The organism is Kitasatospora sp. NPDC090308 (assembly GCF_044769485.1).
In the GTDB taxonomy this organism is placed as follows: domain Bacteria; phylum Actinomycetota; class Actinomycetes; order Streptomycetales; family Streptomycetaceae; genus Kitasatospora; species Kitasatospora fiedleri.
On record NZ_JBIVXY010000008.1, the window covers coordinates 132,078 to 154,193 of the forward strand.

At 76.4% G+C, this 22,116-nt stretch carries 23 protein-coding genes and 1 pseudogene; 15 read left to right on the forward strand and 9 right to left on the reverse strand.

The window, feature by feature from the left end; translation table 11 throughout:
* The first annotated feature begins 304 nt into the window (after positions 1-304).
* From ACIQVD_RS20115 to ACIQVD_RS20160, 10 genes are all read left to right on the forward strand, one after another.
* Positions 305-2,800 carry an RICIN domain-containing protein gene (locus ACIQVD_RS20115; protein ID WP_402290862.1) on the forward strand — a complete coding sequence of 832 codons (2,496 nt, stop codon included), beginning with the start codon at positions 305-307 and terminating at the stop codon, positions 2,798-2,800.
* Between the two features lie 222 nt (positions 2,801-3,022).
* Complete coding sequence (locus ACIQVD_RS20120) at positions 3,023-3,709, forward strand: DUF6159 family protein (RefSeq protein ID WP_402291057.1); 687 nt, start codon at positions 3,023-3,025, stop codon at positions 3,707-3,709.
* Between the two features lie 246 nt (positions 3,710-3,955).
* On the forward strand, positions 3,956-4,552 hold the full coding sequence (locus ACIQVD_RS20125; RefSeq protein ID WP_402290864.1) for a winged helix-turn-helix domain-containing protein: 597 nt from the start codon (positions 3,956-3,958) through the stop codon (positions 4,550-4,552).
* Positions 4,549-5,871 carry an MFS transporter gene (locus tag ACIQVD_RS20130; RefSeq protein ID WP_402290867.1) on the forward strand — a complete coding sequence of 441 codons (1,323 nt, stop codon included), beginning with the start codon at positions 4,549-4,551 and terminating at the stop codon, positions 5,869-5,871. The genes ACIQVD_RS20125 and ACIQVD_RS20130 overlap by 4 nt, the downstream gene beginning before the upstream one ends.
* Positions 5,872-6,262: 391 nt before the next feature.
* Positions 6,263-6,646 (forward strand): hypothetical protein, encoded by a 384-nt coding sequence (locus ACIQVD_RS20135; protein WP_402290869.1) that lies wholly within the window; start codon positions 6,263-6,265, stop codon positions 6,644-6,646.
* Positions 6,646-7,839, forward strand: coding sequence for a hypothetical protein (locus ACIQVD_RS20140; protein WP_402290871.1), 1,194 nt, complete (start codon positions 6,646-6,648; stop codon positions 7,837-7,839). The genes ACIQVD_RS20135 and ACIQVD_RS20140 overlap by 1 nt, the downstream gene beginning before the upstream one ends.
* Positions 7,840-7,918: 79 nt before the next feature.
* Complete coding sequence (locus ACIQVD_RS20145) at positions 7,919-8,308, forward strand: roadblock/LC7 domain-containing protein (protein WP_111552065.1); 390 nt, start codon at positions 7,919-7,921, stop codon at positions 8,306-8,308.
* Between the two features lie 92 nt (positions 8,309-8,400).
* Entirely contained in the window at positions 8,401-8,775 is a 375-nt protein-coding gene (locus tag ACIQVD_RS20150; RefSeq protein WP_400679656.1) for a hypothetical protein, read from the forward strand.
* A gap of 273 nt (positions 8,776-9,048) precedes the next feature.
* The gene (locus tag ACIQVD_RS20155) at positions 9,049-10,503 is read left to right on the forward strand and encodes an aminopeptidase P family protein (RefSeq protein WP_402290874.1); all 1,455 of its coding nucleotides are present in this window, start codon (positions 9,049-9,051) and stop codon (positions 10,501-10,503) included.
* A 36-nt stretch (positions 10,504-10,539) separates the two neighbouring features.
* A complete protein-coding gene (locus ACIQVD_RS20160) occupies positions 10,540-11,172 on the forward strand; it encodes an AAA family ATPase (RefSeq protein WP_402290876.1) in 633 nt (210 codons plus the stop codon).
* 27 nt (positions 11,173-11,199) lie between these two features.
* Here the strand turns inward: ACIQVD_RS20160 and ACIQVD_RS20165 are convergent, their stop codons facing one another.
* Positions 11,200-12,219: a nitronate monooxygenase gene (locus ACIQVD_RS20165; protein WP_400679649.1), complete on the reverse strand. Its 1,020-nt coding sequence runs from the start codon at positions 12,217-12,219 to the stop codon at positions 11,200-11,202.
* A 104-nt stretch (positions 12,220-12,323) separates the two neighbouring features.
* Between ACIQVD_RS20165 and ACIQVD_RS20170 the strand changes: the two genes are divergently transcribed.
* Positions 12,324-12,866 (forward strand): hypothetical protein, encoded by a 543-nt coding sequence (locus tag ACIQVD_RS20170; RefSeq protein WP_402290878.1) that lies wholly within the window; start codon positions 12,324-12,326, stop codon positions 12,864-12,866.
* Between the two features lie 97 nt (positions 12,867-12,963).
* A complete protein-coding gene (locus ACIQVD_RS20175) occupies positions 12,964-13,437 on the forward strand; it encodes a carboxymuconolactone decarboxylase family protein (protein WP_400679645.1) in 474 nt (157 codons plus the stop codon).
* 280 nt (positions 13,438-13,717) lie between these two features.
* On the opposite strand, the gene ACIQVD_RS20180 is transcribed toward ACIQVD_RS20175, so the two are convergent.
* The 3 genes from ACIQVD_RS20180 to ACIQVD_RS20190 form a co-directional block, all read right to left on the reverse strand.
* Positions 13,718-14,617 (reverse strand): helix-turn-helix domain-containing protein, encoded by a 900-nt coding sequence (locus ACIQVD_RS20180; RefSeq protein WP_400679642.1) that lies wholly within the window; start codon positions 14,615-14,617, stop codon positions 13,718-13,720.
* Positions 14,618-14,754: 137 nt separating this feature from the next.
* The gene (locus tag ACIQVD_RS20185; RefSeq protein WP_400679640.1) at positions 14,755-15,399 is read right to left on the reverse strand and encodes a response regulator; all 645 of its coding nucleotides are present in this window, start codon (positions 15,397-15,399) and stop codon (positions 14,755-14,757) included.
* Complete coding sequence (locus tag ACIQVD_RS20190) at positions 15,396-16,781, reverse strand: sensor histidine kinase (protein WP_402290882.1); 1,386 nt, start codon at positions 16,779-16,781, stop codon at positions 15,396-15,398. The genes ACIQVD_RS20185 and ACIQVD_RS20190 overlap by 4 nt, the downstream gene beginning before the upstream one ends.
* A 178-nt stretch (positions 16,782-16,959) precedes the next feature.
* Here ACIQVD_RS20190 and ACIQVD_RS20195 point away from each other — a divergent pair, with 178 nt between their 5' ends.
* A complete protein-coding gene (locus ACIQVD_RS20195) occupies positions 16,960-18,012 on the forward strand; it encodes an FtsX-like permease family protein (protein WP_402290884.1) in 1,053 nt (350 codons plus the stop codon).
* Positions 18,013-18,047: 35 nt separating this feature from the next.
* Positions 18,048-18,797, forward strand: coding sequence for an ABC transporter ATP-binding protein (locus ACIQVD_RS20200; protein WP_402290886.1), 750 nt, complete (start codon positions 18,048-18,050; stop codon positions 18,795-18,797).
* A 63-nt stretch (positions 18,798-18,860) separates the two neighbouring features.
* Here ACIQVD_RS20200 and ACIQVD_RS20205 read toward each other — a convergent pair whose 3' ends face one another.
* A complete protein-coding gene (locus tag ACIQVD_RS20205) occupies positions 18,861-19,556 on the reverse strand; it encodes a winged helix-turn-helix domain-containing protein (RefSeq protein WP_402290888.1) in 696 nt (231 codons plus the stop codon).
* Between the two features lie 65 nt (positions 19,557-19,621).
* Between ACIQVD_RS20205 and ACIQVD_RS20210 the strand changes: the two genes are divergently transcribed.
* The gene (locus ACIQVD_RS20210) at positions 19,622-20,293 is read left to right on the forward strand and encodes a flavin reductase family protein (protein WP_400679633.1); all 672 of its coding nucleotides are present in this window, start codon (positions 19,622-19,624) and stop codon (positions 20,291-20,293) included.
* Positions 20,294-20,300: 7 nt separating this feature from the next.
* On the opposite strand, the gene ACIQVD_RS20215 is transcribed toward ACIQVD_RS20210, so the two are convergent.
* The 4 genes and pseudogenes from ACIQVD_RS20215 to ACIQVD_RS20230 form a co-directional block, all read right to left on the reverse strand.
* Positions 20,301-21,014 (reverse strand): GntR family transcriptional regulator, encoded by a 714-nt coding sequence (locus tag ACIQVD_RS20215; RefSeq protein WP_402291059.1) that lies wholly within the window; start codon positions 21,012-21,014, stop codon positions 20,301-20,303.
* A 130-nt stretch (positions 21,015-21,144) separates the two neighbouring features.
* The gene (locus tag ACIQVD_RS20220) at positions 21,145-21,534 is read right to left on the reverse strand and encodes a hypothetical protein (protein WP_402290892.1); all 390 of its coding nucleotides are present in this window, start codon (positions 21,532-21,534) and stop codon (positions 21,145-21,147) included.
* 113 nt (positions 21,535-21,647) lie between these two features.
* Positions 21,648-22,001: pseudogene (locus ACIQVD_RS20225) on the reverse strand (ornithine cyclodeaminase family protein); the annotation flags it as partial.
* On the reverse strand, positions 21,920-22,114 hold the full coding sequence (locus tag ACIQVD_RS20230; protein WP_402290895.1) for a hypothetical protein: 195 nt from the start codon (positions 22,112-22,114) through the stop codon (positions 21,920-21,922). The pseudogene ACIQVD_RS20225 and the gene ACIQVD_RS20230, both read right to left, overlap by 82 nt.
* Positions 22,115-22,116 lie beyond the last annotated feature (2 nt).

Below are 22,116 nucleotides of genomic sequence, written 5' to 3' on the forward strand. Positions count from 1 at the left end.
GTGAAGTTGCTCAAAGACCCGCAGGAAAACGCAACTTCGAACAGCGCGTCTCCCCGGCCGTCCGCGGGGCGGCCCCCTGGAGCCCCGCGGCGGCCCGCGGGCGCTCACACCGACCGCTCCGGCACGTCCCGGCCACTCCGTACCGGCCCCACCCCGTACCGGCTCACCCCCGCACCGGCACGCCGCACATCCGCGCGCCCGCACCGCCGTCCCCCCCTGCGGTCCCGGACGGCGGGCACCGCGCGCCCACCGGTCGGGGACCGGTGCCCCCACCGCGAAGCACCTCGTCACCGAAGGAGCATCCGTGCCATCCCCCCGCAGAGCCCTCGCGGCCGTGTTCGCCGCCGCCGTCCTGCCGCTGTCCGCCGGGGTCGCCACGGCCCCGGCCTCGGCGGCACCGGCCCCGCCCGCCGCCACGTACACCGTCGGCGTCGGATCGCCCGTGCCGTACACGCACCCGACCGACACCCAGGCGAGCCCGTACCTCGACAAGGACGGCACGTTCTACTTCCAGCAGTCCGCCGCCCTCTACGGCGCGAACGACCCCAGGTACTGGGACTTCTTCACCGGCGCCGACTTCGACACCGCGACCCGCTCCGGCGCGATCAGCGGCGCCGTCAACCCGGCCAACAGCAGCGACCGGAACGACGACACCACCTGGCGCTGCAACAACAGCCCCACCGGCCGCGAGGCCACCGCCGCGCCGAGCGGCTCCGGCTACGCGCAGAAGAACTACTGCGACCTGGCGGGGGTCTGGGTCGACCCGGACACCGGCGACTGGTACGGGCTGGTGCACAACGAGTTCACGCCCCAACCCTTCGGGGACGGGCTGCACTTCGACGCGATCGACTACGCCGTCTCCAAGGACCAGGGCCGGACCTGGAACATCGCGGACCACGTGATCACCTCCCCCTACAGCACCACCCGGGGCGACACCACCGCGTTCCCGAACCAGACGTACTCCTACGGCGACGGCGACCAGCGGCTGTACGTCGACACCGCCTCCGGGTACTTCTACGTCTTCTACGGCTCGCGGATCGTCGACAAGAACGGCGGCTGGAAGGCGTTCTACGAGCACGTGGCCCGCGCCCCGATCTCCGCCAAGATGGCGCCCGGCTCCTGGCGCAAGTGGTACGACGGCGCCTGGACCCAGCCCGGCACGGGCGGTCGGGAGAGCAACGTCGTCCCGGTCGGCTCCGGCAGCACCACCGGGTACACCCCCGTCTCCGGCGAGTACGACCCGGCGAACACCGGCACCGCGGCCCAGCAGATCGCGGCCGGCAAGATGCCCCCGACCTCGCCGCTGTTCGTCATGAACATCACCTACGACGCCCACCTGAAGCTGTACGTCGGCGAGCCCCAGGCCGTCGACCAGAGCGGATCGGCGCCCCAGCAGCTCTACGCCACCGCCGACCTCTCCACCCAGAAGTGGTTCCCGCTCGGCGACACCGGCAGCTACCGCACCGCCTCCTGGTACCGCTGGTTCCTCGACGGCGCGAGCCGGACGGGCAGCGCGATCGTCGGCCGGAGCTTCCGCTCCTACTGCGCGTTCGGCTGTTCGAAGAAGCCGGACGGCAGCACCTCCTCCGGCGAGTACGTCGACGTCACCCTGGACGCCTCCGCCACCGCCCCCGGGCCGGTCGACGAGACCGGGTCGTACCGGATCGGCAGCGGGGCCGGGCGGGTGCTCGCCCAGGTCTCCGGCGGCTCCGCCACCACCTCCGTGGGCAGCGCCACCGGCTCCGCCCTGGAGTCCTGGACCTTCACCGGCAACGGCGACGGCTCCTACCGGATCGCCAACGCCGCCACCGGCGGGCTGCTCGGGGTGGACTCCACCACCACCGCGGGCCGCGCCTGGGGCGCCCGGCCCACCGTCACCGCCGCCGGCTCCGGCGGGCCCGCCGTCGGCCAGCAGTGGTGGGTCGTCCCCGGCACCGCCGCCGACAACACCCCCACCGGCACCGTCCGCCTGGTCAACCGCTACAGCGGCCTGGTGATCGGCCTCTCCGCGGACGCCGGCCGCCCCGCCGAGACCACCCCCGCCCGCAGCTGGACCAACACCACCGGCAACTCCGTCGGCGGCACCCGCACCGCGGGCGAGCAGACCCTCACCCTCACCCGGACCGGCCCGGCGCCCGAGAGCGTCTCGGTCTCCTCCCCCGGCGACCAGTCCGGCAGCCTCGGCACGGCCGTCTCGCTCCAGCTCACCGCCCACGACAGCGCCGGCAAGCCCCTCGCCTTCACCGCCACCGGCCTGCCCGCCGGGCTGACCATCAGCCCCGCCGGCCTGGTCTCCGGCACCCCGACGGCCGCCGGGGCCTCCACCGTCACCGTCACCGCCTCCTCCGGCACCGCCACCGGCACGGTGTCCTTCGGCTGGGCCGTCGCCCCGGTCCTCAGCGGCGCCCACACCCTGGTCACCGGCGGCAAGGCCCTGGACGACCCCGACCACTCCCTCGACCAGGGCACCCAGCTCATCACCTGGGGCGCCAACGGCGGCAGCAACCAGAGCTGGACCTTCACCCGGCAGTCGGACGGCAGCTACCAGATCACCAACGTCCTCTCCCACCTGTGCGTGGACGTCAGCGGCGGCTCCGGCGCGGCCGGCGCGCAGATCATCCAGTGGGCCTGCACCGGCGGCGCCAACCAGCGCTGGGTGGTCACCCCCACCACCGGCGGCTACCGGATCACCTCCCGGAGCAGCGGCCTGTCCCTGACCACCGCCTCCACCGCCAACGGCGCGGCCGTCACCCAGCAGACCGACACCGGCTCCGCCCTCCAGCGCTGGACCATCGGCTGACCCTCCCGTCCGCCCGCCCGCCCGTCGGCCCACCCGAGCGGGCGAGCGGGCGCCGAACGGTCCCGGCCCGGGGCGGTGGCACCTCCGTGCCGGACGGTCCGCAGGCCCGCGTAGCCTGTGGCGCGTCAACGAGGCACGACCGTCCGTGGGGGCCCTTCCGTGAGTACCGTTCAGCCCGTTCGCGCGTCCTTCCGGATGGTGCGGAACAACCGCCGCTTGCTGGTGTTCCCGCTGCTCGGCGGTGCTGCTGCGGCGCTGGTGGTCGGTGTCCTGGCGGTGCCGGCGCTGCTCCGGGGCTGGGCCGACCCGTCGCCGTCCGCCTCCGCCGTGGCCGCCGTGGCCGTCGGCTACCTCCTGGCGGGGTTCGTGTTCACCCTCTGCGGCGCCGCGATGGTCTGCGCGGTCGATGACGTGCTGCGGGGGGAGCCCGTCCGGGTCGGCGTGAACTGTCGGCGGGCCCTGCGGCACTGGCGGCGGCTGCTGGCGTGGAGCCTGCTCAACACGACGGTCCTGGTGCTCGTCCGGCAGCTGGAGCGGGTTCCGGTCATCGGCTGGTTCATGGACGGCCTGTTCAGCACCGGATGGGCCGTCGCCACCTACCTGGCGCTGCCGGCCATGATGATCGACGGCCTCGGAATCGCCGAGGGCACCCGCCGGTCGGCCCGGATGCTGCGCGAGACCTTCTCCCGGCAGGTGTACGGCTCGGTGTGGATCGCGGTGCCCCTGGTCCTCTCGGTGGTCGTCGGGTTCGTGGCGTTCATGCTCGGGGCGGAATCGAACAGCGCGGGCCTCGCCGCCGCGGGCGGGGTGCTCGCCGCCCTGCTCCTGGCCTGCGCGCTGCTGGCGGGGGCCACGGTCTCCGGAATCTTCCGCACCGTGCTCTACCGGGACGTCTCCGTCGCGGCCTGACGCCCCGGAGCCGATCGCCCCGCCCACGGCACGCCGGTCGCCGATGTCCTGCGACTCCTACCCGATCGGGGGGCGGAACAGCACCGGCACCCGGATCGAGGTGGTCCGGGAGGCCGAGGGCGGCCGGCTCACCACGGTCAGGGTCGGTCCGGCGGCCTGAGCGGGCCGTGGTCTACTGAACCCGGACCCACTGAACCCGGTGGTCGGCGGCTTGTAAAGAACTCTTTCCAAAGCTAGCTTTAGAACATGAGCGAACCGCCGCCGGCCATCCGGCTCACCGACCCGCGCGCCCTGCGCGCCTACGCCCATCCCACCCGGATGGCACTGGTGGGCCTGCTCCGCCTGCACGGGCCGCTGACCGCGACCCGGGCCGCGGAGCTGCTCGGCACCGAGTCGGTGGCGAGCTGCTCCTTCCACCTGCGCCAGCTCGCCAAGTACGGCCTGGTGGAGGAGGCGGGCGGCGGGCGCGGCCGGGAGAAGCCCTGGCGCGCGACCGCCGCCTTCACCAGCTGGGACGCCGCCCCCGCCGACCCGGAGCGGGCCGCCGCCACCGAGGCGCTGCAACGGGCCGTGCTGGACGGCTACTTCGCCCGCGCCACCAGCTGGCTGCTGCACCGCGGCGAGAGCAGCCCCGAGTGGCGCGAGGCCGCCTCCTTCGGCGACAGCGCCGTCCTGGTCACCGCCGCGGAACTCACCGAACTCGAAGCCCGCGTCGAGGAGTTGATCCGTCCCTACGCGGAGCGGCTGGGCCGCCCCGGCCCGCCCCCCGCGGGCGCCCGGGCCGTCCAGCTGATCCGGCTCGCCGTCCCCACCGACCCCGCCCCGGAGGGGGAAGCACCGTGACCCTCCTCGCCACCCGCCCGGCCGCCGCCGTCCGCCGCCGGATACCCGAGCTGCTCCACGAACCGGCCTTCCGCCGCTACTGGACCGGCCAGACCGTCTCCTCGCTCGGCGACCAGATCACCCTGCTGGTGATCCCGCTGATCGCGGTCGCCACCCTGCACGCCGACGCCGCCCAGATGGGCTACCTGAGCGCCGCCGGCTACCTCCCCTACCTGCTGTTCTCGCTGCACGCGGGCGGCTGGGCCGACCGCTACGGGCGCCGCCGCCGGATGATGATCGCCACCGACCTGGGCCGGGCCGCCGCCCTGCTGACCGTCCCGATCGCCCACGCGGCCGGGGTGCTGACCCTGACCCAGCTGTACGCGGTGGTGCTCGCCGTCGGCGTGCTGTCGGTGTTCTTCCACGTCTGCAACCCGCCGCTGTTCGTCGCCCTGGTGCCCGCCGAGCGCTACCTCAGCGGCAACGCGCTGATCAACGGCAGCCGGGCCGCCACCTACGTGGCCGGCCCCGGCCTCGGCGGCCTGCTGGTCCAACTCCTGGCCGCCCCGCTGGCGCTGGTGGTGGACGCGGCCTCCTTCCTGGTCTCCGCGCTGTTCCTGCGGAAGATCGACCCGGTCGAACCGCCGCCCGCCGAGAAGGGGCACAGCGGCGCCGCGGAGGGCCTGCGCTGGATCCGGCGCGACCCGGTGATCCGGGCCTCGCTGCTCGGCACCGCCACCGTCAACCTGTTCACCTTCGTCATCGGCGCCCTGTTCGTCCTCTACGCCACCCGCGAACTGCGCTTCAGCGCCGGCCTGCTGGGCGCGGTGATGGCCGCCGCCGCGGTCGGCACCCTGCTCGGCGCGGCCCTCACCGGACGGCTCGCCGCCCGGATCGGCATCGGCCCCGCCTTCCTGCTCGGCCTGGTGCTCTTCCCCGCCCCGCTGCTGCTGATCCCGCTCGCGGGCGGCTCGGTCGCCGCCGCCGCGGCCCTGCTGTTCGGCGCCGAGTTCCTCTCCGGCGTCGGCGTGATGATCCTCGACATCTCGGCCGGCACCATCTTCGCCGCCTGCATCCCCGACGCCCTGCGCTCCCGTGTCTTCGGCGCCTACCAGGCCGTCAACTACGGCGTGCGCCCGCTCGGCTCGCTGCTCGGCGGCCTCCTCGGCAGCACCCTGGGCCTGCGCCCCGCGCTGTGGATCGCCGCCGTCGGCGCGGTCTGCTCCGCCCTGTGGGTGCTGGCCTCCCCCATTCCGCGGATGCGCGAACTGCCCGTTTGGCCGGAGCCCGCCGAGGACGCGTCCCGGGCGACGGCCCAGGAGCCGACCGCCACGCGCTGACCGCCGTGCGCCGACCGGCGCTCCCCCGACGGCCGTACCCCGGCAACCTCGCCGCGGTGTACGGCCGTCGGCGTTCGCGCCGCCGTCCGTCTCACCGCCCGTTTCGCCGTCCGGGTCGCTGCCCGCATCGGCGTCCGCATCGCCGTCCGCAGCACGTGCGCGGCAGCGTTCACGTCGCTGTTCGCATCACTCGGCGGACCGGTCGGCCCCGGCGGCGGTGGCCCAACCGGCGGCGCACCCTAGCGCATTCGCGCATATGCCCGAGGGATATGACCGAAAGTCTCGCTCTCCCGTGGCGACGCCGGTAGCGTTGCGTCCTGGTCAGACTACCGCAGGTGAAGGCGGTGACGGCGACGCACCGTGCCCGCACGGTGGGGAGGGAACGCGGTTCGTGTCCGGGATCGAGGAGTGCCTTGCGGAAGCCATGGGGATCACCGGCGCCCTGGGGATCAGCCTGGTCGACTGGACCAACGGCCTGGCCATAGGCACCGCCGGTCTCGGCCCCGACGGCGACCACGAGGTCGGTGCGGCCGACGCCACCGAACTCGCCCGGGCGGTCACCCAGACCCCCTCGTTCGCCGACCCGGACACCGGCGCGCCGCCCGCCGAGGACGTCATCGTCACCTCCGGGGCCCACTACCACCTGCTGCGCTTCGTCCCCGCGTCCTTCGACGCCAACGTCTTCCTCTACCTGCGGCTGGACCGGGAACACGCCAACCTGGCGATGGCCCGACTGCGGCTGGCCGCCGTCGCCGACCGGCTGGTGCTCTCCTGATGTGGCCCACCGACACCCTCGCCCCGGCACCGCAACCGCCCGTGCCCTCGCTCCCGTCCGTCCCGGTCGCGCCGGTCGCGCCGGTCGCGCCGGTCGTCCCGCCGATGCCGTCCGTGCCGCCGCTGCTGGTGGCCTCACCGGTCTCGGTGCACCGACTCGCCCCCGCCGCCGGGCCGTTCGGCCACGCCGCCGAGGTCCCCGGCCCGTACCTGACCGCCGACCGGCCCGCCGAACCGCAGGGCACCGGAGTGCAGGGCACCGAACAGCGGGACGCCGAACAGCGGGACGCCGGACCGGTGGCCGCCGAGCCCCCGGCCGCCGAACCACCGGCCGTCCGGCCGCGGACCCACGCGGCGCCGCTGCCGCGCCGCCGGCGCTCCAGCTGCGCGCCCGCCACCACCTTCGAGGCCGCGCTGACCGACCTCGCCGCCGACGGCTCCACCGGCGCCCTGCACGGCCCGGACGGCGCGGTGCACCTGTCCGGCGGCCTGGTGGTGCACGCCGAGGCGCCGGGCGCGGCGACCGTCGGCCACCTGCTGACCGGGGCCGGGCGGATCACCCTGCGCGAGTGGGAGGACAGCCTGCTGCTGGGGGCCGGACGGCACGCCGAGTACCTGGTGGGCAGCGGTCTGATCGGCCCGGGCGAACTCGAACTCGCCCGGCTGGCCGCCACCTTGGACGGCGCGCAGGACGCGCTCGCCCAGCACGACGGCGAGTTACGCTTCGACCCGGCCGCCCGCCCGGCGTTCCGGCTGGCCCGCCCGCTCTCGGTGCTGGAGCTGCGCGGCGCGATCGGCCGCCGCCGCTCGCTGCTGGACGGCTGCTGGCCGTCCGCCGAGCTGGACCGGGCGCCGCTGCGGGCCACCGGCGCCGCCCCGGCCCGCCGCACCGCGGTGCCGCGCCGCCGACGGCAGGCGCTGCTGGCCGCGGCCGACGGCACCCGCACCGCGCCCGAGCTGGCCCGGCTGCTGGGGCGCTCCACCTACGGCACGCTGCTGGACGTCCGGCAGTTGGCCGCGGCGGGGCTGCTCGCGGCCCCGCGGCCGGCCGCCGTCCCCGACCCGCCCCCGGCCGCCGTGCCGCAAGCCGCGCCACCGGACGTGCTGCTGCCGCCCGGTCCGCGCTCCCACGACTCCTCGGACCCGGAGGTGGGCCTGCTGCTCCGACTACGCGCCGCTCTGGAGGCCCTGTGACCGCCCCGCCCGCCCGTCCCGTCCCGCCGACCCCGTCATGAAGCGGACCTTTCGACAACTGACCGCGAGGAGGACCCCCGTGCTGCCGGAGGCCGAGGTGCAGGCCGAACTGCGGGGCCTGCGGGCGAGGATCCCGCACCTGACCGGGTCGCTGGTGGCCACCATCGACGGCCTGGTGGTGGCGCACGACGCGCCCGCGCTGGAGCCGGAGGGCGTGGCCGCGCTGACCGCGGCCGCGCTGGGCGTGGGTTCCCGGCTGACCGAGGCGACCGGGCAGGGCGCCTTCCGGGAGCTGATCACCCGCGGCGAGCGCGGCTACACCGCGACGTACGCGGCCGGCGCGTACACGGTGCTGACCCTGCTGGCCGGTCCACAGGCCAACGTGGGCCGGCTGCACCTGGAGGCCCGTCGGGCCGGGGCGCGGATAGCGGCCCTGGCCGACACCGACCTCGACCGGACGACCTTCTGACCCCGGACGTCCCTCCCACCCTGCGGTACACCCGTCGCTCCAAAGAGCTGACGAGTCGTCAATTCCTTTCACGGAAGAGGTACTTGGAAAAAATGGCTGCTGTGGAAACCGCCCTCAAGGACATCATGAGCGCGATCGAGGGCACCATCGGCGTCGCCCTGGTCGACTACAACAGCGGTATGGCGCTGGGCACCGTCGGCGGCAGCGCGGAGCTGGACCTCAACGTCGCGGCCGCGGGCAACACCGACGTGGTGCGGGCCAAGCTGCGCGCGATGGAGCTGCTCAACCTGAACGAGGCGATCGAGGACATCCTGATCAGCCTCTCCACCCAGTACCACCTGATCCGGCCGCTGACCTCGCGCACCGGCAAGGGCCTGTTCCTGTACCTGGCGCTGGACCGCAACCGGGCCAACCTGGCGATGGCCCGGCACCAGTTGAAGCGGATCGAGGCCGACCTGGAGGTGTGACCCGCGCAGGGCGAGCAGGCCCCCGGTGGGAACGCGGACGGACGGCTCCGTCCCGCCGACCGGGGCCAGCGCCCGGGGGCGGCGGGGCAGCGAGGCAGCGGACGGTCTGCCGTTAGGCGGGGATGCGTCCCGCCCGGAGGTCTGGCCCGGTATGAGGTGTGACAGGTAACGTGGCAATGTGAAATTTCACTGTGCGGCGAGTCGGCCGGCCCGTCACCACCGCACACCCGGACCGCCCGGACCGCCCGGACCACCTCGGAGGAGCCCCCGCCGATGACCGACCAGCCCGCCCTGAACACCGGCAGCCACGACCTCCCCGTCAGCCCCGCCCTGGCCGCCCACATGACCGGCCAGTGGGCCGCCACCCCGCTGCCCGCCGACGCGCGCGTCCCCGGGTACGCCCACTTCCCGGGCCGCCGCGCCCGGCTCGCCGCCGCCTTCCCCGGCGAGCGGCTGCTCGTCCCCGCCGGGCAGTTGAAGGTCCGCAGCAACGACTGCGACCACCGCTTCCGCCCGCACAGCGCCTACGCCCACCTCACCGGCCTGACCGGCGAGGAGCAGGTCGGCCACGTCCTGGTGGTCGAACCGGACGGCGAACCCGTCCTGTACCTGCGCCCCCGCTCCGACCGCTCCGGCGGCTCCGGCGGCTCCGGCGAGTTCTACCGCGACCGCCGCTACGGCGAGTTCTGGGTCGGCCGGCGCGCCGACCTGGGCGAGGCCGCCCGGCTCACCGGCCTGCGCACCGCCCACCTCGACGACCTGCCCGAGCTGTTCACCGGCAGCGTCCCCACCCGGGTGCTGTCCGGCGTCGACCCGGTGCTCGACGCCCTGGCCGGCCGCCCGGCCGCCGCACACGCCGCCCCCGACGGCCGGCTGGCCGCCGCGCTCTCCGAACTGCGCCTGGTCAAGGACGCCTGGGAGGTCGAGCAGCTCCAGCTCTCCGTCGACCACACCACCGCCGGGTTCGCCGACGTCGTCCGCGCCCTGCCCGCCGCCCTGCGCCACCACCGCGGCGAACGCGTGCTCGAAGGCGCCTTCAACGCCCGCGCCCGCGCCGAGGGCAACGGCACCGGCTACGAGACCATCGTCGCCTCCGGCGCGCACGCCTGCGTCCTGCACTGGATCCGCAACGACGGCCCGCTGGACGCCTCGAAGCTGCTGCTGCTCGACGCCGGCGTGGAGACAGACACCCTCTACACCGCCGACCTCACCCGCACCCTCCCGCTCTCCGGCACCTTCGCCCCCGCCCAGCGCGACGTCTACCAACTCGTCCTGGCCGCCCAGGACGCCGCCATCGCCACCCTGCGCCCCGGCGCCTCCTTCCGCGCGTTCCACCGGGCCGGCATGCGCGTCATCGCCGAGGGCCTGGCCGCCTGGGGCCTGCTGCCGGTCCCCGCCGAGGAGGCCCTCCGGGAGGACTCCGGCCTCTACCGGCGCTACACCCTCTGCGGCAGCGGCCACATGCTCGGCCTCGACGTGCACGACTGCGCGAAGGCCCGCGCCGGGACGTACCTGGACGGCGTCCTCGAGGAAGGCATGGTCCTCACCGTCGAACCCGGCCTCTACCTCCAGCCCGACGACCTCACCCTCCCGCCCGAACTGCGCGGCCTCGGCGTCCGCATCGAGGACGACCTCGTCATCACCGCCGACGGGGCCCGCCTGATGTCCCACGCCCTCCCCCGCGAACCCGACGCCGTCGAATCCTGGATGGGCGACCTGCTCGGCTGAGCCGCCTCCCCCGGGACCCGCAGTAGAGTCCGGGGCATGCTCCTGTGGATCAACGGGCCCTTCGGCGGCGGGAAGACGCAGACCGCGCACGAGCTCCGGCGGCGGCTGGCCGGCAGCGTCGTCTGCGACCCCGAGCACGTGGGCTTCGGCCTGCACCGGATGACGCCCCCCGCCCTGCGCGGGGACTTCCAGGACCTCCCCGCCTGGCGGCAGGGCGTGTACGAGGTGCTGGACCGCGCCCTCACCGGGCACGACGGGACGGTGATCGTGCCGATGACGGTCGTGGAGCCCGCGTACTTCCGCGAGACCGTCGGCCGGCTGCGCGAACGCGGCCACGACGTCCGGCACTTCGCGCTGCTGGCCGAGCGCGGGACGGTGCTCCGCCGACTGCGCGAGCGCGGCTTCGGGCACGCCGTGGGGCTCCTCGCCGGGAAGGACGCCCCGCTGCGCCGGGAGAGCTTCGCCGTGGCGAAGCTCGACCTGTGCCTGGAGCGCCTGCGCGGGGACGAGTTCGCCGCGCACCTGTGGACCGACCGCCTCGGCGTCCCGCAGGTCGCCGACCGGATCGCCGCCGCCTGCGGGCTGGCGCTCGCGCCGAACACCGACGGCGCGCTGCGCGGGCGCCTGCGCCGGGCCTGGACGGGGGCCCGACACATCCGGTTCGACTGAGCCGCCGACGCCCCGCCGCCCCCGCTCTCACCCCGCGCGCAGCGCGTCCCGCCACAGGTCGCGGGTGACGTCCGCCGCCCCGCCCGTGCGGGCCCGGCGGTGGGCGGTGCCCGCCCACAGGTGCATCGCCGCCAGGTCGCCGCGGCGGCCCGCGGCCGCCCTGAGCGGCTGGGTGAGGTGGTGCACCTCCGGGTACGCCGCCGGGGCGTGCCCCTCGTGGCGGTCGGTGAACGCGTTGCGCAGCCCGCGCGCCGGGCGGCCGGTGAAGGCCCGGGTGACGGTGGTGGCGTCCAGTTCGACCAGGGCCCGGCGGTGCGCGGCGGACGCCCCGGACTCCGCGGTGCGCAGGTACGCGGTGCCGAGCTGCACGGCCGCCGCACCGGCCCCGAGCGCCGCGGCGATCGCCGCCCCGTCCCCCAGCCCGCCCGCGGCGATCAGCGGCAGCGCGGTCACCTCCCGTACGGCGGCCAGGAGTTCGAGCAGCGGAAGCGTTCCGGGCGGGTCCTCGGCGCGGTGCGTACCGCGGTGCCCGCCGGCCTCCGGGCCCTGGACGACGAGCGCGTCGAGGCCGAGCGCGGTCGCGGCCCGGGCTTCCGCGGGGCTGGTCACGGTGCCGACCTGCCGGATGCCGGCGGCCCGGACGGCGGCGGCCTCGGCCGGTTCGGGCAGCCCGAAGGTGTACGACACCCAGTCGACCGGGTCGCGCAGCAGCAGTTCGACCTTGGCGTCCCAGTCGTCGCGGTCGGCCGGGATCTCGGCGGGCAGTTCGACCCCCCACCGCAGCGCCTCGGGCCGCAGCCGCTCCCGGTAGGCGTCCACCGCCCCGGACGGTGCGGGCGGCCCGGGGACGAACAGGTTCACGCCGATCGGCCGGTCCGTCAACTCCCGCGCCCTCTGCACCTGTTGGCGCACCCCCTCGGCACTGCGGTACCCCGCCGCGAGGAACCCGAGCCCCCCGGCCCCGTTCACGGCAGCCACCAACTCGGGGGTCCCCGCCCCACCCGCCATCGGCGCCACGACCACCGGCACCGCCCACTCCGCACCCATCCCGCGCTCCCTCCACCGCCCCCCGCCCGCCACCCTACGCCGCCCCGCACCACCCCCCGGCCTGCCACCACGGCGCGAATGTTCCGACAGGCGGGAGGCACGTGGTGGACACCGACCGGGGCGGGCGGGCGGCGCCTCCGACCGCCTACCGCCACGTCGGCCCGCCGGTCATCCGCGCCGCGGCCCGCGACGCGCCGCCGGGCACCCCGGTCGCCTCGGCCGCGCAACTGTCCGACCGGCTCGGGCGGCAGCCCGCCCCGGCCGGGCCGTTCACCTGCACGGTCGGGACGGACGGGGTGCTGCGGCCGGCGGACCGGCGCAGCGAGCACGTGGCGTGCGCGGGCGGCGGGGCGGTGCCGGGCGCGGGTGAGGCGGAGTTCGCGCGGGCGGCGGACGGCGGCCACCGCGCGGTGGAGGCGTCGAACCCGTCGACCGGCTACTGCCCGGACACCGCGTGCCGGCCGGCCGTCGCGGCGGCGCTGGAGCGGGCCGGGGTGCGGCACCCGGGCGGGTTCACGTACGCGGCGGTGTTCCGGCGTTGCCCGGAGTGCGGGGAGACCTCCCTGACGCGGAAAGGGTTCTTCGTGTGCGTCTTCTGTGAATCCGAGCCGCCTGCGCGGTGGAACGCGGGCCCGCCGATAGCGTGACGGGCGTCACACCCGAGGGCTGTCACATCGGGGACGGCCGCGGGGTCAGACCTTCGAAAGCACGCGACGACCGTTCGAAGAACAAGGAGCCACCACCATGGACGCACGCCTCGACTACTTCGCCAACCCGCTCGGCGCGAAGTTCCTGAAGTACATCAACTCGGCCGGCCACGCCCTGGGCCTGTCGGCGCTCCCGATGTCGACCCAGGAGCTGGTGAAGATCCGCGCCAGCCAGATCAACGGCTGCGGTTTCTGCACCGACATGCACACCAAGGACGCCGCGCACGCCGGGGAGACCCAGCAGCGGCTCAACCTGGTCGCCGCCTGGCGCGAGGCCAAGGTCTTCACCGAGGCCGAGCGCGCCGCGCTGGAACTCGCCGAGCAGGGCACCCGGATCGCGGACGCCGCAGGCGGGGTCAGCGACGACGCCTGGGCGGAGGCCGCCAAGCACTACGACGAGGAGCAGCTGGCCGCGCTGGTCGGCCTGATCGCCCTGATCAACACCTACAACCGGATCAACGTGATCATCCAGCAGCCCGCCGGCGACTACGTGCCCGGCCAGTTCGCCTGACCCACCCCGCCCTGGCCGCCCCCGCCCCACCGTCGGGGCAGGGTGCGGCCGGTCCGGGCGGCGGCCGCGCGGGCGGGACGGTCGCAGCCGCCGGGTCGGCGACGGCCGGTCCGGCCCCGGGACGGGCGAGCAGCACGGTGGCCGTCGGCAACGGGGGCTCGACGGTGGACTCCGGCAGGGTGGCGAGGATGTCCTCCTCGCGCGCGAGGCAGCGGCGCATCGACGCCTTCCCCACCCCGCCCCCCGCCCCCGTCTCCGCAGCCCGCTCCGCAGGGGCGGGTCAGCCGGGGGTCCGCGCCACCGGTATCCACAGCTGCGCGGAGGACTCCCCCGGACCGTCCGGCACCGGCCGGACCCGCAGGATCTCCGGGCCGGGCCGGTACTCGTACGGGTTGGACGGCATCCACCGGGCCGCCACCTCGGCCCACAGCTGCTGCAGCGCCTGCGGGAACGGCCCGGTGTTCTCGAACACCGCCCAGCTGCCGGCGGGGCAGTCCAGCACGTCGAGGTCGGCGGGCAGGTCGTCCGCGTCCGCGCCGCTGACCACCGCGTGGTAGTAGTCGAGCAGGCTGCCCTCCGCGAAGCCGTCCAGGCCGTCCGGGCCCTCCTCCGGCAGCCGCACGGTCGCCGCGACCAGGCCCTGCGGGTCCTGGTCGGACAGGGCGGTGATCCGCCGCACGGTCTCCGCCGGGATGCCCCGGACGTGCTCGGCGATGTGCGGGTTGACGCCCTCGTGGACCAACGGGACCCGGGCCTTGCGGCCCACCACCCGGAACGCTTCCTTCTCCACGATGCGGTACCGCATGGTGGCACTCCCTTCGACGACGAGACGGAAGGAGAGCCGGGGCTGCGCGTTCAGCACCGCCCCGGAGCGCCGGGCCTCCCCGGGGCCGACCCCGTGCAGGGCCCGGAACGCCCGGGCGAAGGACTCCCCGGAGCCGTAGCCGTAGCGCACCGCGACGTCCAGCAGCGACGGCTCCCCGGCCAGCACCTCGGCCGCCGCGACGGTCAGCCGCCGGCGCCGCACGTACTCCGACAGCGGCATCCCCGCCAGCGAGGAGAACAGCCGCCGGAAGTGGTACTCCGAGGTGGCGGTGATCCGGGCCAGCTCGGCCACCTCCAGCCGCCGGTCGAGGTGCTCCTCGACGTGGTCCATCGCCTGGTTCAACCGCTCCAGCAACCCCGTTCCCCTTCCCTTTCCTTGCCACCGACCCTAGGCGGGGCCCGCACCCCCGCACCCGACATTCCCGGCCCGCTCCGGTCGGGTCCCCACCCGGGTCGGCGCCCGGCCCGGCCCCTGCCCGGGTCGGCGCCCGCTCAGCGTTCCGCGGCGCGGATCAGCCCGGCCGCGAGGCCGGCCGCGACGGCGGAGGTGCGGGAGTCGACGCCGAGTTTGTCGTAGATGTGCACCAGGTGGGTCTTGACGGTGGCTTCGCTGATGAAGAGGCGCCGGGAGATCCGCCGGTTCGGCAGGCCCTCGGCGAGGAGTTGGAGGATCTCCGCCTCGCGCGGGGAGAGCGAGGGCCGGCCCGCCCGGACGCGGCCGAGCAGCCGGGCGGCGACGGGCGGGGCGAGGACGGTCTCGCCCCGGGCGGTGGCCCGGATGGCGGCGGCGAGGTCCTCGGGCGGGGCGTCCTTGAGCAGGTAGCCGGTGGCCCCGGCCTCGACGGCGGCGAGGATGTCGGCGTCGGTGGAGTAGGTGGTGAGGACCAGGACGGCGGGCGGGTCGGGCAGCGCGGTGATCCGGCGGGTGGCCTCGACGCCGTGCATGCCGGAGCCCATCTGGAGGTCCATCAGGACGACGTCGGGGCGCTGCCCGGCGGGCAGTTCGGCGAGCAGGGCGAGCGCGGCGGCGCCGTCCGCGGCCTCGCCGACGGCGGTGGCCTCCGGCAGGTCCTCGACCACGGCGCGCAGTCCGCGCCGGACCACCGGGTGGTCGTCCACCACCAGCACCCGGATCACCGCCGCACCCCCGCGGGCAGGAACCGCCCGGCCGCCCGCCGCGCGCTGCCCGGCGGGCGTTCGACGGCGGGGCCGCCGGGGCCGGGTGCGGGCCCGCCGAGGCCGGACGCGGGCGCCGCGGGCTGGTCGACGGCGCGCAGCGGGAGCGCAGCGGCGACGGCGGTGCCCTCGCCGGGGGCGGACTCGACGGTGAGGGTGCCGCCGAGGGCGGCGATGCGCTCGTGCATGCCGTGCAGGCCGAAGGAGTCGGGGGCGGGCGCGGTGGCGGGGTCGAAGCCGGTGCCGTCGTCGTAGACGTCGAGGGTGACGGCGTCGTCGAGGTAGCCGAGGGTGACGGCGACGTGCGCGGCGGCGGCGTGCCGGACGGCGTTGGCCAGGGCCTCCTGGGTGAGGCGCAGCAGGGCGACCTCGGCCTCGACCGGCAGCGGGTACGGGTCGCCGTCGCGGTGGAAGGCGGCTCCGGCGCCGTCGGCGAGGCGGCGCAGCGCGTCGGGGAGGGTGGTGCCGTCGAGCGCGGGCGGGGTGAGGGCGTGGACGAAGCGGCGGGCCTCGGCCAGGTTGGCGGAGGCGGTGCGTTCGATCTCGCCGAGCAGCGGGGCGGCGGCCGGGAGGTCGGCGGCGCCCCGGGCCTCGCGGGCCAGCAGCACGATGCCGGCCAGGCCCTGGGCCAGGGTGTCGTGGATCTCCCGGGCCAGGCGCTGGCGTTCGGCGAGGCGGCCGGCCTCGCGCTGGCTGGCGGCGAGTTCGTCGCGGGTGCGGACCAGGTCCTCGATCAGCCGCTGGCGGGCCCGGCTCTCCCGGTAGAGGGCGGCGTAGCCGTACGCGGTGAGCAGCGCGACGGCGGCGCCGGCCAGCGGGCCGAGCACCTTGGCGGTGGTGAGCCCGCCGGGGGTGGTGGCCTGGGCGGCGAGGACGGCGGCGGTGAGCGCGGCCACGGCGGGCAGGGCGAGGCGCGGCGGCAGCACGTGCAGGCAGCCGAAGTACAGCGGGAAGGCGAGGTAGCTGAACTCGGGGTGCCGCAGGGTCAGTCCGATCCACAGCAGGGCGACGGCCAGCAGCCAGGCGCCGCCCAGGACGCGCGAGGCGCGGACCGGCCGCACCGCCCCGCCCGCCGCGTACAGCGCCGCCAGCGTGCCGGCGGTGGCCCAGCCGCCCGCGCCGAGCGCGCCGTCGGCGGCGGCCCGGGCCAGCAGCACGGCGAGCAGGGCGAGGAACAGGCCGTGCACGGCGAGGTTGGCCAGCCGCAGCGCGGGCGTCGGGCCGGCCGGCGCGGCATGTGGCGCGGCGTGCGCTGCGGCATGTGGCGAGGCGTGCAGCCCGGCCGCCGGCTCGGCCTGCGACGGGGCCTGCGGCGGGGGCGGCGGCGGTTCGGTACGGGGCACGCCTTCCGAGGGTACGGGGCGGTGGCGGCCCCGGACCGCGCCGCGGCATCAACCGTTCGATGGATTTCCGGGTGCACCCCTCGGCGGGTGGCGGCTCCGTCCGTCTCCCCGATGGCGGCGGGGCCGCCGCGGACCAGTCTGGAGTGGTCCGCTCCTCCGTCCCTCCGAAAGGTCTCCCGTGTTCGTCGCTCTGCGTGACATCCGTTTCGCCCGTGGGCGGTTCGCCCTGATGGGCGCGGTGGTCACCCTGATCACCACCCTGGTGGTGTTCCTGTACGGCCTGACCGGCGGCCTGGCCTCGGCGGCGTCCTCGGCGATCGCCGAACTCCCGGCGGACGGCGTGGTGTTCGGCGCCCCGGCGGGCGGTCCGGCGGAGGCGTCGTTCGCGGCCAGCACGGTCTCGCCGGCCCAGCGGGACGCGGTGGCGGCGGCGGGGGCGGGCGTGGTGCACCCGCTGGGCGTGGCGATGAGCCGGCTGACGGCGGACGGCGGGGCGGCCGCGGTGAGCGTGCTGGGCACCGATCCGGCGCTGCTGCCGCCCCTGGTCGCGGGCGCCGCCCCGGCGGACGGCGAACTCGCGGTCGGCGCCGACACCGCCGCCGCGTACCACCTGGCCCCGGGCAGCCGGGTCACCGTGGGCGCGCGGCAGTTGACCGTCTCGGCGGTCACCGCGCAGCGCTCCCTGTCGCACGCGCCGAGCGTGTGGACCACCCCGGAGACCTGGCAGCAGGTCTCCGGCCAGCACCAGCCCACGGCGCTGGCGGTGCGCGGCACCCCGCACGGCCTGCCCGCCGACCTGCTGGCCGTCCCGCTGGGCGACGCGCTGTCCGGGATCGACGGGTACGCGGCCGAGCAGGGCAGCCTGCGGCTGATCCAGGGCTTCCTGTTCGCGGTGAGCGCCCTGGTGGTCGGCGCGTTCTTCACGGTGTGGACGGTGCAGCGCCGCCCGGACATCGCGGTGCTCAAGGCCGTCGGCGCCTCCAGCGGCTACCTGGTGCGCGACGCGCTGGCCCAGGCGGCGGCCGTCCTGCTGGCGGGCGCGCTGCTCGGCGGGGCGCTGGGCGCGACCGGCGGGGCGTTCGCCTCCGCGGCGGTGCCGTTCGACGTGGGCGTGTGGACGGTCGCCGTCCCGGTCGGCGCGATGGTGCTGCTGGGCCTGCTGGGCGCGGCCCTCGCGGTGCGCCGGATCACCGCCGTCGACCCGCTGGCCGCGCTGGGCGCCCACCGATGACCCCCCGTCCCGCCCCCGTCCCGCAGGAGCCCCCCGTGACCGTCCCCGCCACCCCCGCCTCCACCGCTGCCACCCCCGCCACCCCCGCCTCCACCGCTGCCGCCGCCGTCCGCACCGGCCTCGCGCTGCACGGCGTGACGCTCAGCTACCCGGACGGCGAGAGTCGGCTGACCGCCCTGGACGACGTCGAACTGGCCGTCGCCCCAGGCGAGTTCGCCGCCGTCGCGGGGCCCTCCGGCTCCGGCAAGTCCAGCCTGCTGGCGGTCGCCGCGACGCTGCTGCGCCCGGACCGCGGCCGGGTGCTGGTGGACGGCGTGGACGCGGGCGCGCTGGGCGAGCGCGAACGTACCGCGCTGCGCCGCGAGCGGCTGGGCATCGTCTTCCAGCAGTCCAACCTGCTGGCCTCGCTGACCGCCGTCGAGCAGCTGCTGGTCCTGGAGTCGGTGCGCGGTCGCCGCCCGGAGCGGGCCCGCCGCCGGGCCGAGGAGCTGCTGGAGTCGGTCGGCCTGGCGGGCGGCAAGCAGCGCCGCCGCCCGCACCAGCTGTCGGGCGGCGAGCGCCAGCGGGTGAACATCGCCCGCGCGCTGTTCGGCAGCCCCTCGGTGCTGCTGGTGGACGAGCCGACCTCGGCGCTGGACCACGAACGCGGCGCCCAGGTGGTCGAACTGCTCGCGGAGGTGACCCGCGCCCACCGCACCGCCACCGTGATGGTCACCCACGACCGCGACCTGCTGGGCCGGGTCGACCGGGTCCTGGAGATGCACGACGGCCGCCTGACCGGCTGAGCACCCGGCACCGCCCCGGCCGCCCGGGGAACCACCCGGGGAGCCGACCGCGGACCCGACCGGTCAGCACTCCACCCCCAGCAGCCCGCGCAGCGCCGCCCGCCCGCCCTCCGTGACCCGCAGCGCCCGGCTGTCCGGGCGCCGCAGCACCCAGCCGGCGTCCACCGCGTGCCGGCAGAGCGCCGCGCCGACGGCGCCCGCCAGGTGCGGGCGGCGTTCGGTGAAGTCCAGGCAGGGCCGGACGGCGGGGCGGCGGCCGGGGCGGACGGTGATGCCGGTCGCGGCGAGCCAGTCGGCCCCGGCGGCGGTGAGGGAGAGCCCGTTGCGGTCGTCGAGCAGGCCGCGGGCGGTCATCGCGTCGGTGACGGCGACGCCGAGCGCCCCGGCGAGGTGGTCGTAGCAGGTGCGGGCGCGGGCGAGTTCGCCCTGCTGCCGGGCGGTGCGCAGCGAGCGGGCGGGCGGCGCGGGGGCGTCCCGGTCGCCGAACTGGGCCAGTGCCTCGACCAGTTCGGCGGCGGCCGGGCCGGACAGCCGCAGGTAGCGGTGGCGGCCCTGGCGCTCCTCGGCGAGCAGTCCGGCGCCGACCAGCCGGTTGAGGTGGCCGGTGGCGGTGGGGGCCGCGACCCCGGCGCGGCGGGCGAGTTCGCCGGCCGTCCAGGCGCGGCCGTCCAGCAGGGCGAGGCAGAACGCGGCCCGGGTCGGGTCGGCGAGCAGGGCCGCCGTCGCGGCGAGGGAGCGGGTGCCGGTCGGGGTGTCCATCCGTCCATCCTGCCGGGCGGACGCTTCGGCGCGGGCCGAAGCGTCCCGGTCCTACGGTCGGCGGCATGCGAAACGACCTTCCCCCGGCCCCCTCCCACCGCGTCATCGAGCCGCACGTCCTGTACTTCGGCACCCCGGTGGTGCTGCTGAGCAGCGTCAACCCGGACGGTTCGGCGAACCTCGCGCCGATCTCCTCGGCCTGGGCGCTGCACCGCACGGTGGTGCTGGGCCTCGGCCGCAACGGCTGGACGGCGCGCAACCTGGCGGCCCGCCCGGAGCTGGTGGTGAACGTGCCGGGGCCGGAGCTGTGGCGGCGGGTGGAGCGGCTCGGCGGCACCACGGGACGCCCGGACGCCCCCGGCGGACCGGACGCGCCGGACGGAGCGGAGACGCCGGAGACGCCGGACGGCCCGGTGTTCGTCCGGGACAAGTTCGCCCGCGCGGGCCTGACCGCGCTGCCCGGGCAGACCGTCGCCGCGCCGCGGGTCGCCGAGTGCCCGCTGCACCTGGAGGCCGAGGTGGTGGACCTGCGGCCGGACGCCACCGGGGAGTTCCGGCTGGTGGAGGCGCGGGTCCGGCGGACGCACGCGACGGAGGCGGTCATGGTGCCCGGCACCGACTACGTGGACCCGGCCGCGTGGAGCCCGCTGGTGTACAACTTCCGGCACTACTTCGGGCTGGGCCCGGAACTGGGCCACTCCGCCCGCAGCCGCACCGCGCGCGTCCCGCACACCTGACGGCCCGTCAGCGGGCGGGCAGCCGCAGCGCGCTCTCCGGCTCGGCCGGTTCGGTCCGGTCGCCGGCCGCCCACAGGTGGCGGACGTGGCCGAGGTGGCGGGTCATGCACGCCTCGGCGGCGTCCGCGTCGCCGGTCAGCAGCACGTCCAGCAGTTCCAGGTGCTCCTCGGCGGAGCTGACCAGCTCGCCCTGCTGGTCGAGCCGGTTGAGGCCGTACAGCCGGGAGCGCTTGCGCAGGTCGCCCACGGTCTCGACCAGGCGGGCGTTGCCGGCCAGCGCGAGCAGGTCGAGGTGGAACTGGCGGTCGGCCTCCAGGTAGCCGATCAGGTCGTGCTCGCGGGCGGCCTCGACGATCGCCACGGCCTGCGGGCGCAGCGCCTCCAGCTGTTCGGCGGTGGCGATCCGGGCGACCCGGCCGACGGTGGGGACCTCGATCAGGGCGCGGATCTCGGTGTACTCGTCGAGGTCCCGGTCGGAGAGCTCGGTGACCCGGAAGCCCTTGTTGCGGACCGCCTCGACCAGCCCCTCCCGGGTCAGGTCGAGCATCGCCTCGCGGACGGGGGTGGCGGAGACCCCGAAGTCGGCGGCCAGGGTCGGGGCGGAGTAGACCACCCCGGGGCGCAGCTCACCGGAGATGAGTGCCGCACGCAGGGCGTGGGCGACCTGGTCGCGCAGCCGCTCCTGGACGGAGATGAGGTTGCGGGGCTTGAGGTCGGCCATGGTGTTCCTCCGGAGGTTCAACAGGACCCCATTGTACAATGTCACGTTGCGGAGAGCGGACGCCCGGCCTTCGGTCGTGACTGTCCGTGTCGCCGCGCCGCCCGCCCGGACCACCCCGCCCCGCGCCGCGCTACCCCGCCGCCGACACCGCCGCCGACACCGCCGTCGACCCCGGCCCCGACACCGCCCGCCGCACGTACTGCGCCGCCGCCACCGCCAGATCCTGCCACGCCGTGCCGACGCTCTTGAAGAGCCTGGGACGATCATGGCCGACGGCAACCCCGCCCGTCACCAGTTCCACCGGATTCACCAGCCGCTCCGGCCCGGCCCCCGCCACCAGCAGGTCCCCGGCCTCGCGCAGCGCGACCGCCCGGGCCTCCACGAGCAGGTCGGCCCGGCCCACCGGGCGGGCGTCCACCAGGCGGGCGTCCGGCGCGTGCGAGCCGACCGCCGCGACCGCCGCCCGGTCCGGCACCAGCCGGCCGTCGAACAGCGGGGTGCGGGCGGTGGTGCAGCCCACCACCAGGTCCGCCCCGGCGACCGCCTCCGGCCCGCCGACGGCGCCGCGGCCAGGCCGAACCCGGCCGCGTACACCGCCACCTCCCCCGCGGGCCCCGGCCGCCGCGCCACCACGGTGACCCGCTCCAGCCCGGGCGGCACCGCCCGCAGCGCCGCCACGTGCCCCACCGCCCGCGGCCCGGCCCCGAACACCACCGGCTCCCGCGGGTCCGGCGCCGCCGGCGCCCGCAGCGCCGGCGCGGTGACCGCGGGCGTGCGCAGCACGGTCAGCGCCGCCCCGTCCAGCAGCGCGACCGGCCGCCGCGCGGGCCCGTCGAACCGCAGGTCCGCCCCGGCGATCCGCGGCAGCCCGGCCCCCGGGTTCCCTGGCGCCACCCCCGCGACCTTCACCCCGGCGAACCCCCGGCCGCCGCGGGCATCAGCAGCAGCTCCCCCGCCGGTACGGGCCCGCTCGCCCGCGCCGGGCACCCCTCCACGTCCGGCCCGCCCCGCAGCGCCCGCTCCAGCGCGTCGACGGCGGCGAGGTGGCCGAGGGTCGGCTCCAGGTGCTCGACCCCGACGGCCACCGCCCCGATGGTCACCG

What these genes read in the sequence shown, in the direction of transcription:
- ACIQVD_RS20125 (WP_402290864.1), top strand. Translation starts at nt 3,956, where the DNA reads ATGAGCGAACCGCCGCCGGCCATCCGGCTCACCGACCCGCGCGCCCTG.
- ACIQVD_RS20140 (WP_402290871.1), top strand. Translation starts at nt 6,646, where the DNA reads ATGTGGCCCACCGACACCCTCGCCCCGGCACCGCAACCGCCCGTGCCC.
- ACIQVD_RS20160 (WP_402290876.1), top strand. Translation starts at nt 10,540, where the DNA reads ATGCTCCTGTGGATCAACGGGCCCTTCGGCGGCGGGAAGACGCAGACC.
- ACIQVD_RS20155 (WP_402290874.1), top strand. Translation starts at nt 9,049, where the DNA reads ATGACCGACCAGCCCGCCCTGAACACCGGCAGCCACGACCTCCCCGTC.
- ACIQVD_RS20150 (WP_400679656.1), top strand. Translation starts at nt 8,401, where the DNA reads ATGGCTGCTGTGGAAACCGCCCTCAAGGACATCATGAGCGCGATCGAG.
- ACIQVD_RS20210 (WP_400679633.1), top strand. Translation starts at nt 19,622, where the DNA reads ATGCGAAACGACCTTCCCCCGGCCCCCTCCCACCGCGTCATCGAGCCG.
- ACIQVD_RS20175 (WP_400679645.1), top strand. Translation starts at nt 12,964, where the DNA reads ATGGACGCACGCCTCGACTACTTCGCCAACCCGCTCGGCGCGAAGTTC.
- ACIQVD_RS20165 (WP_400679649.1), bottom strand. Translation starts at nt 12,219, where the DNA reads ATGGGTGCGGAGTGGGCGGTGCCGGTGGTCGTGGCGCCGATGGCGGGT.
- ACIQVD_RS20215 (WP_402291059.1), bottom strand. Translation starts at nt 21,014, where the DNA reads ATGGCCGACCTCAAGCCCCGCAACCTCATCTCCGTCCAGGAGCGGCTG.
- ACIQVD_RS20205 (WP_402290888.1), bottom strand. Translation starts at nt 19,556, where the DNA reads ATGGACACCCCGACCGGCACCCGCTCCCTCGCCGCGACGGCGGCCCTG.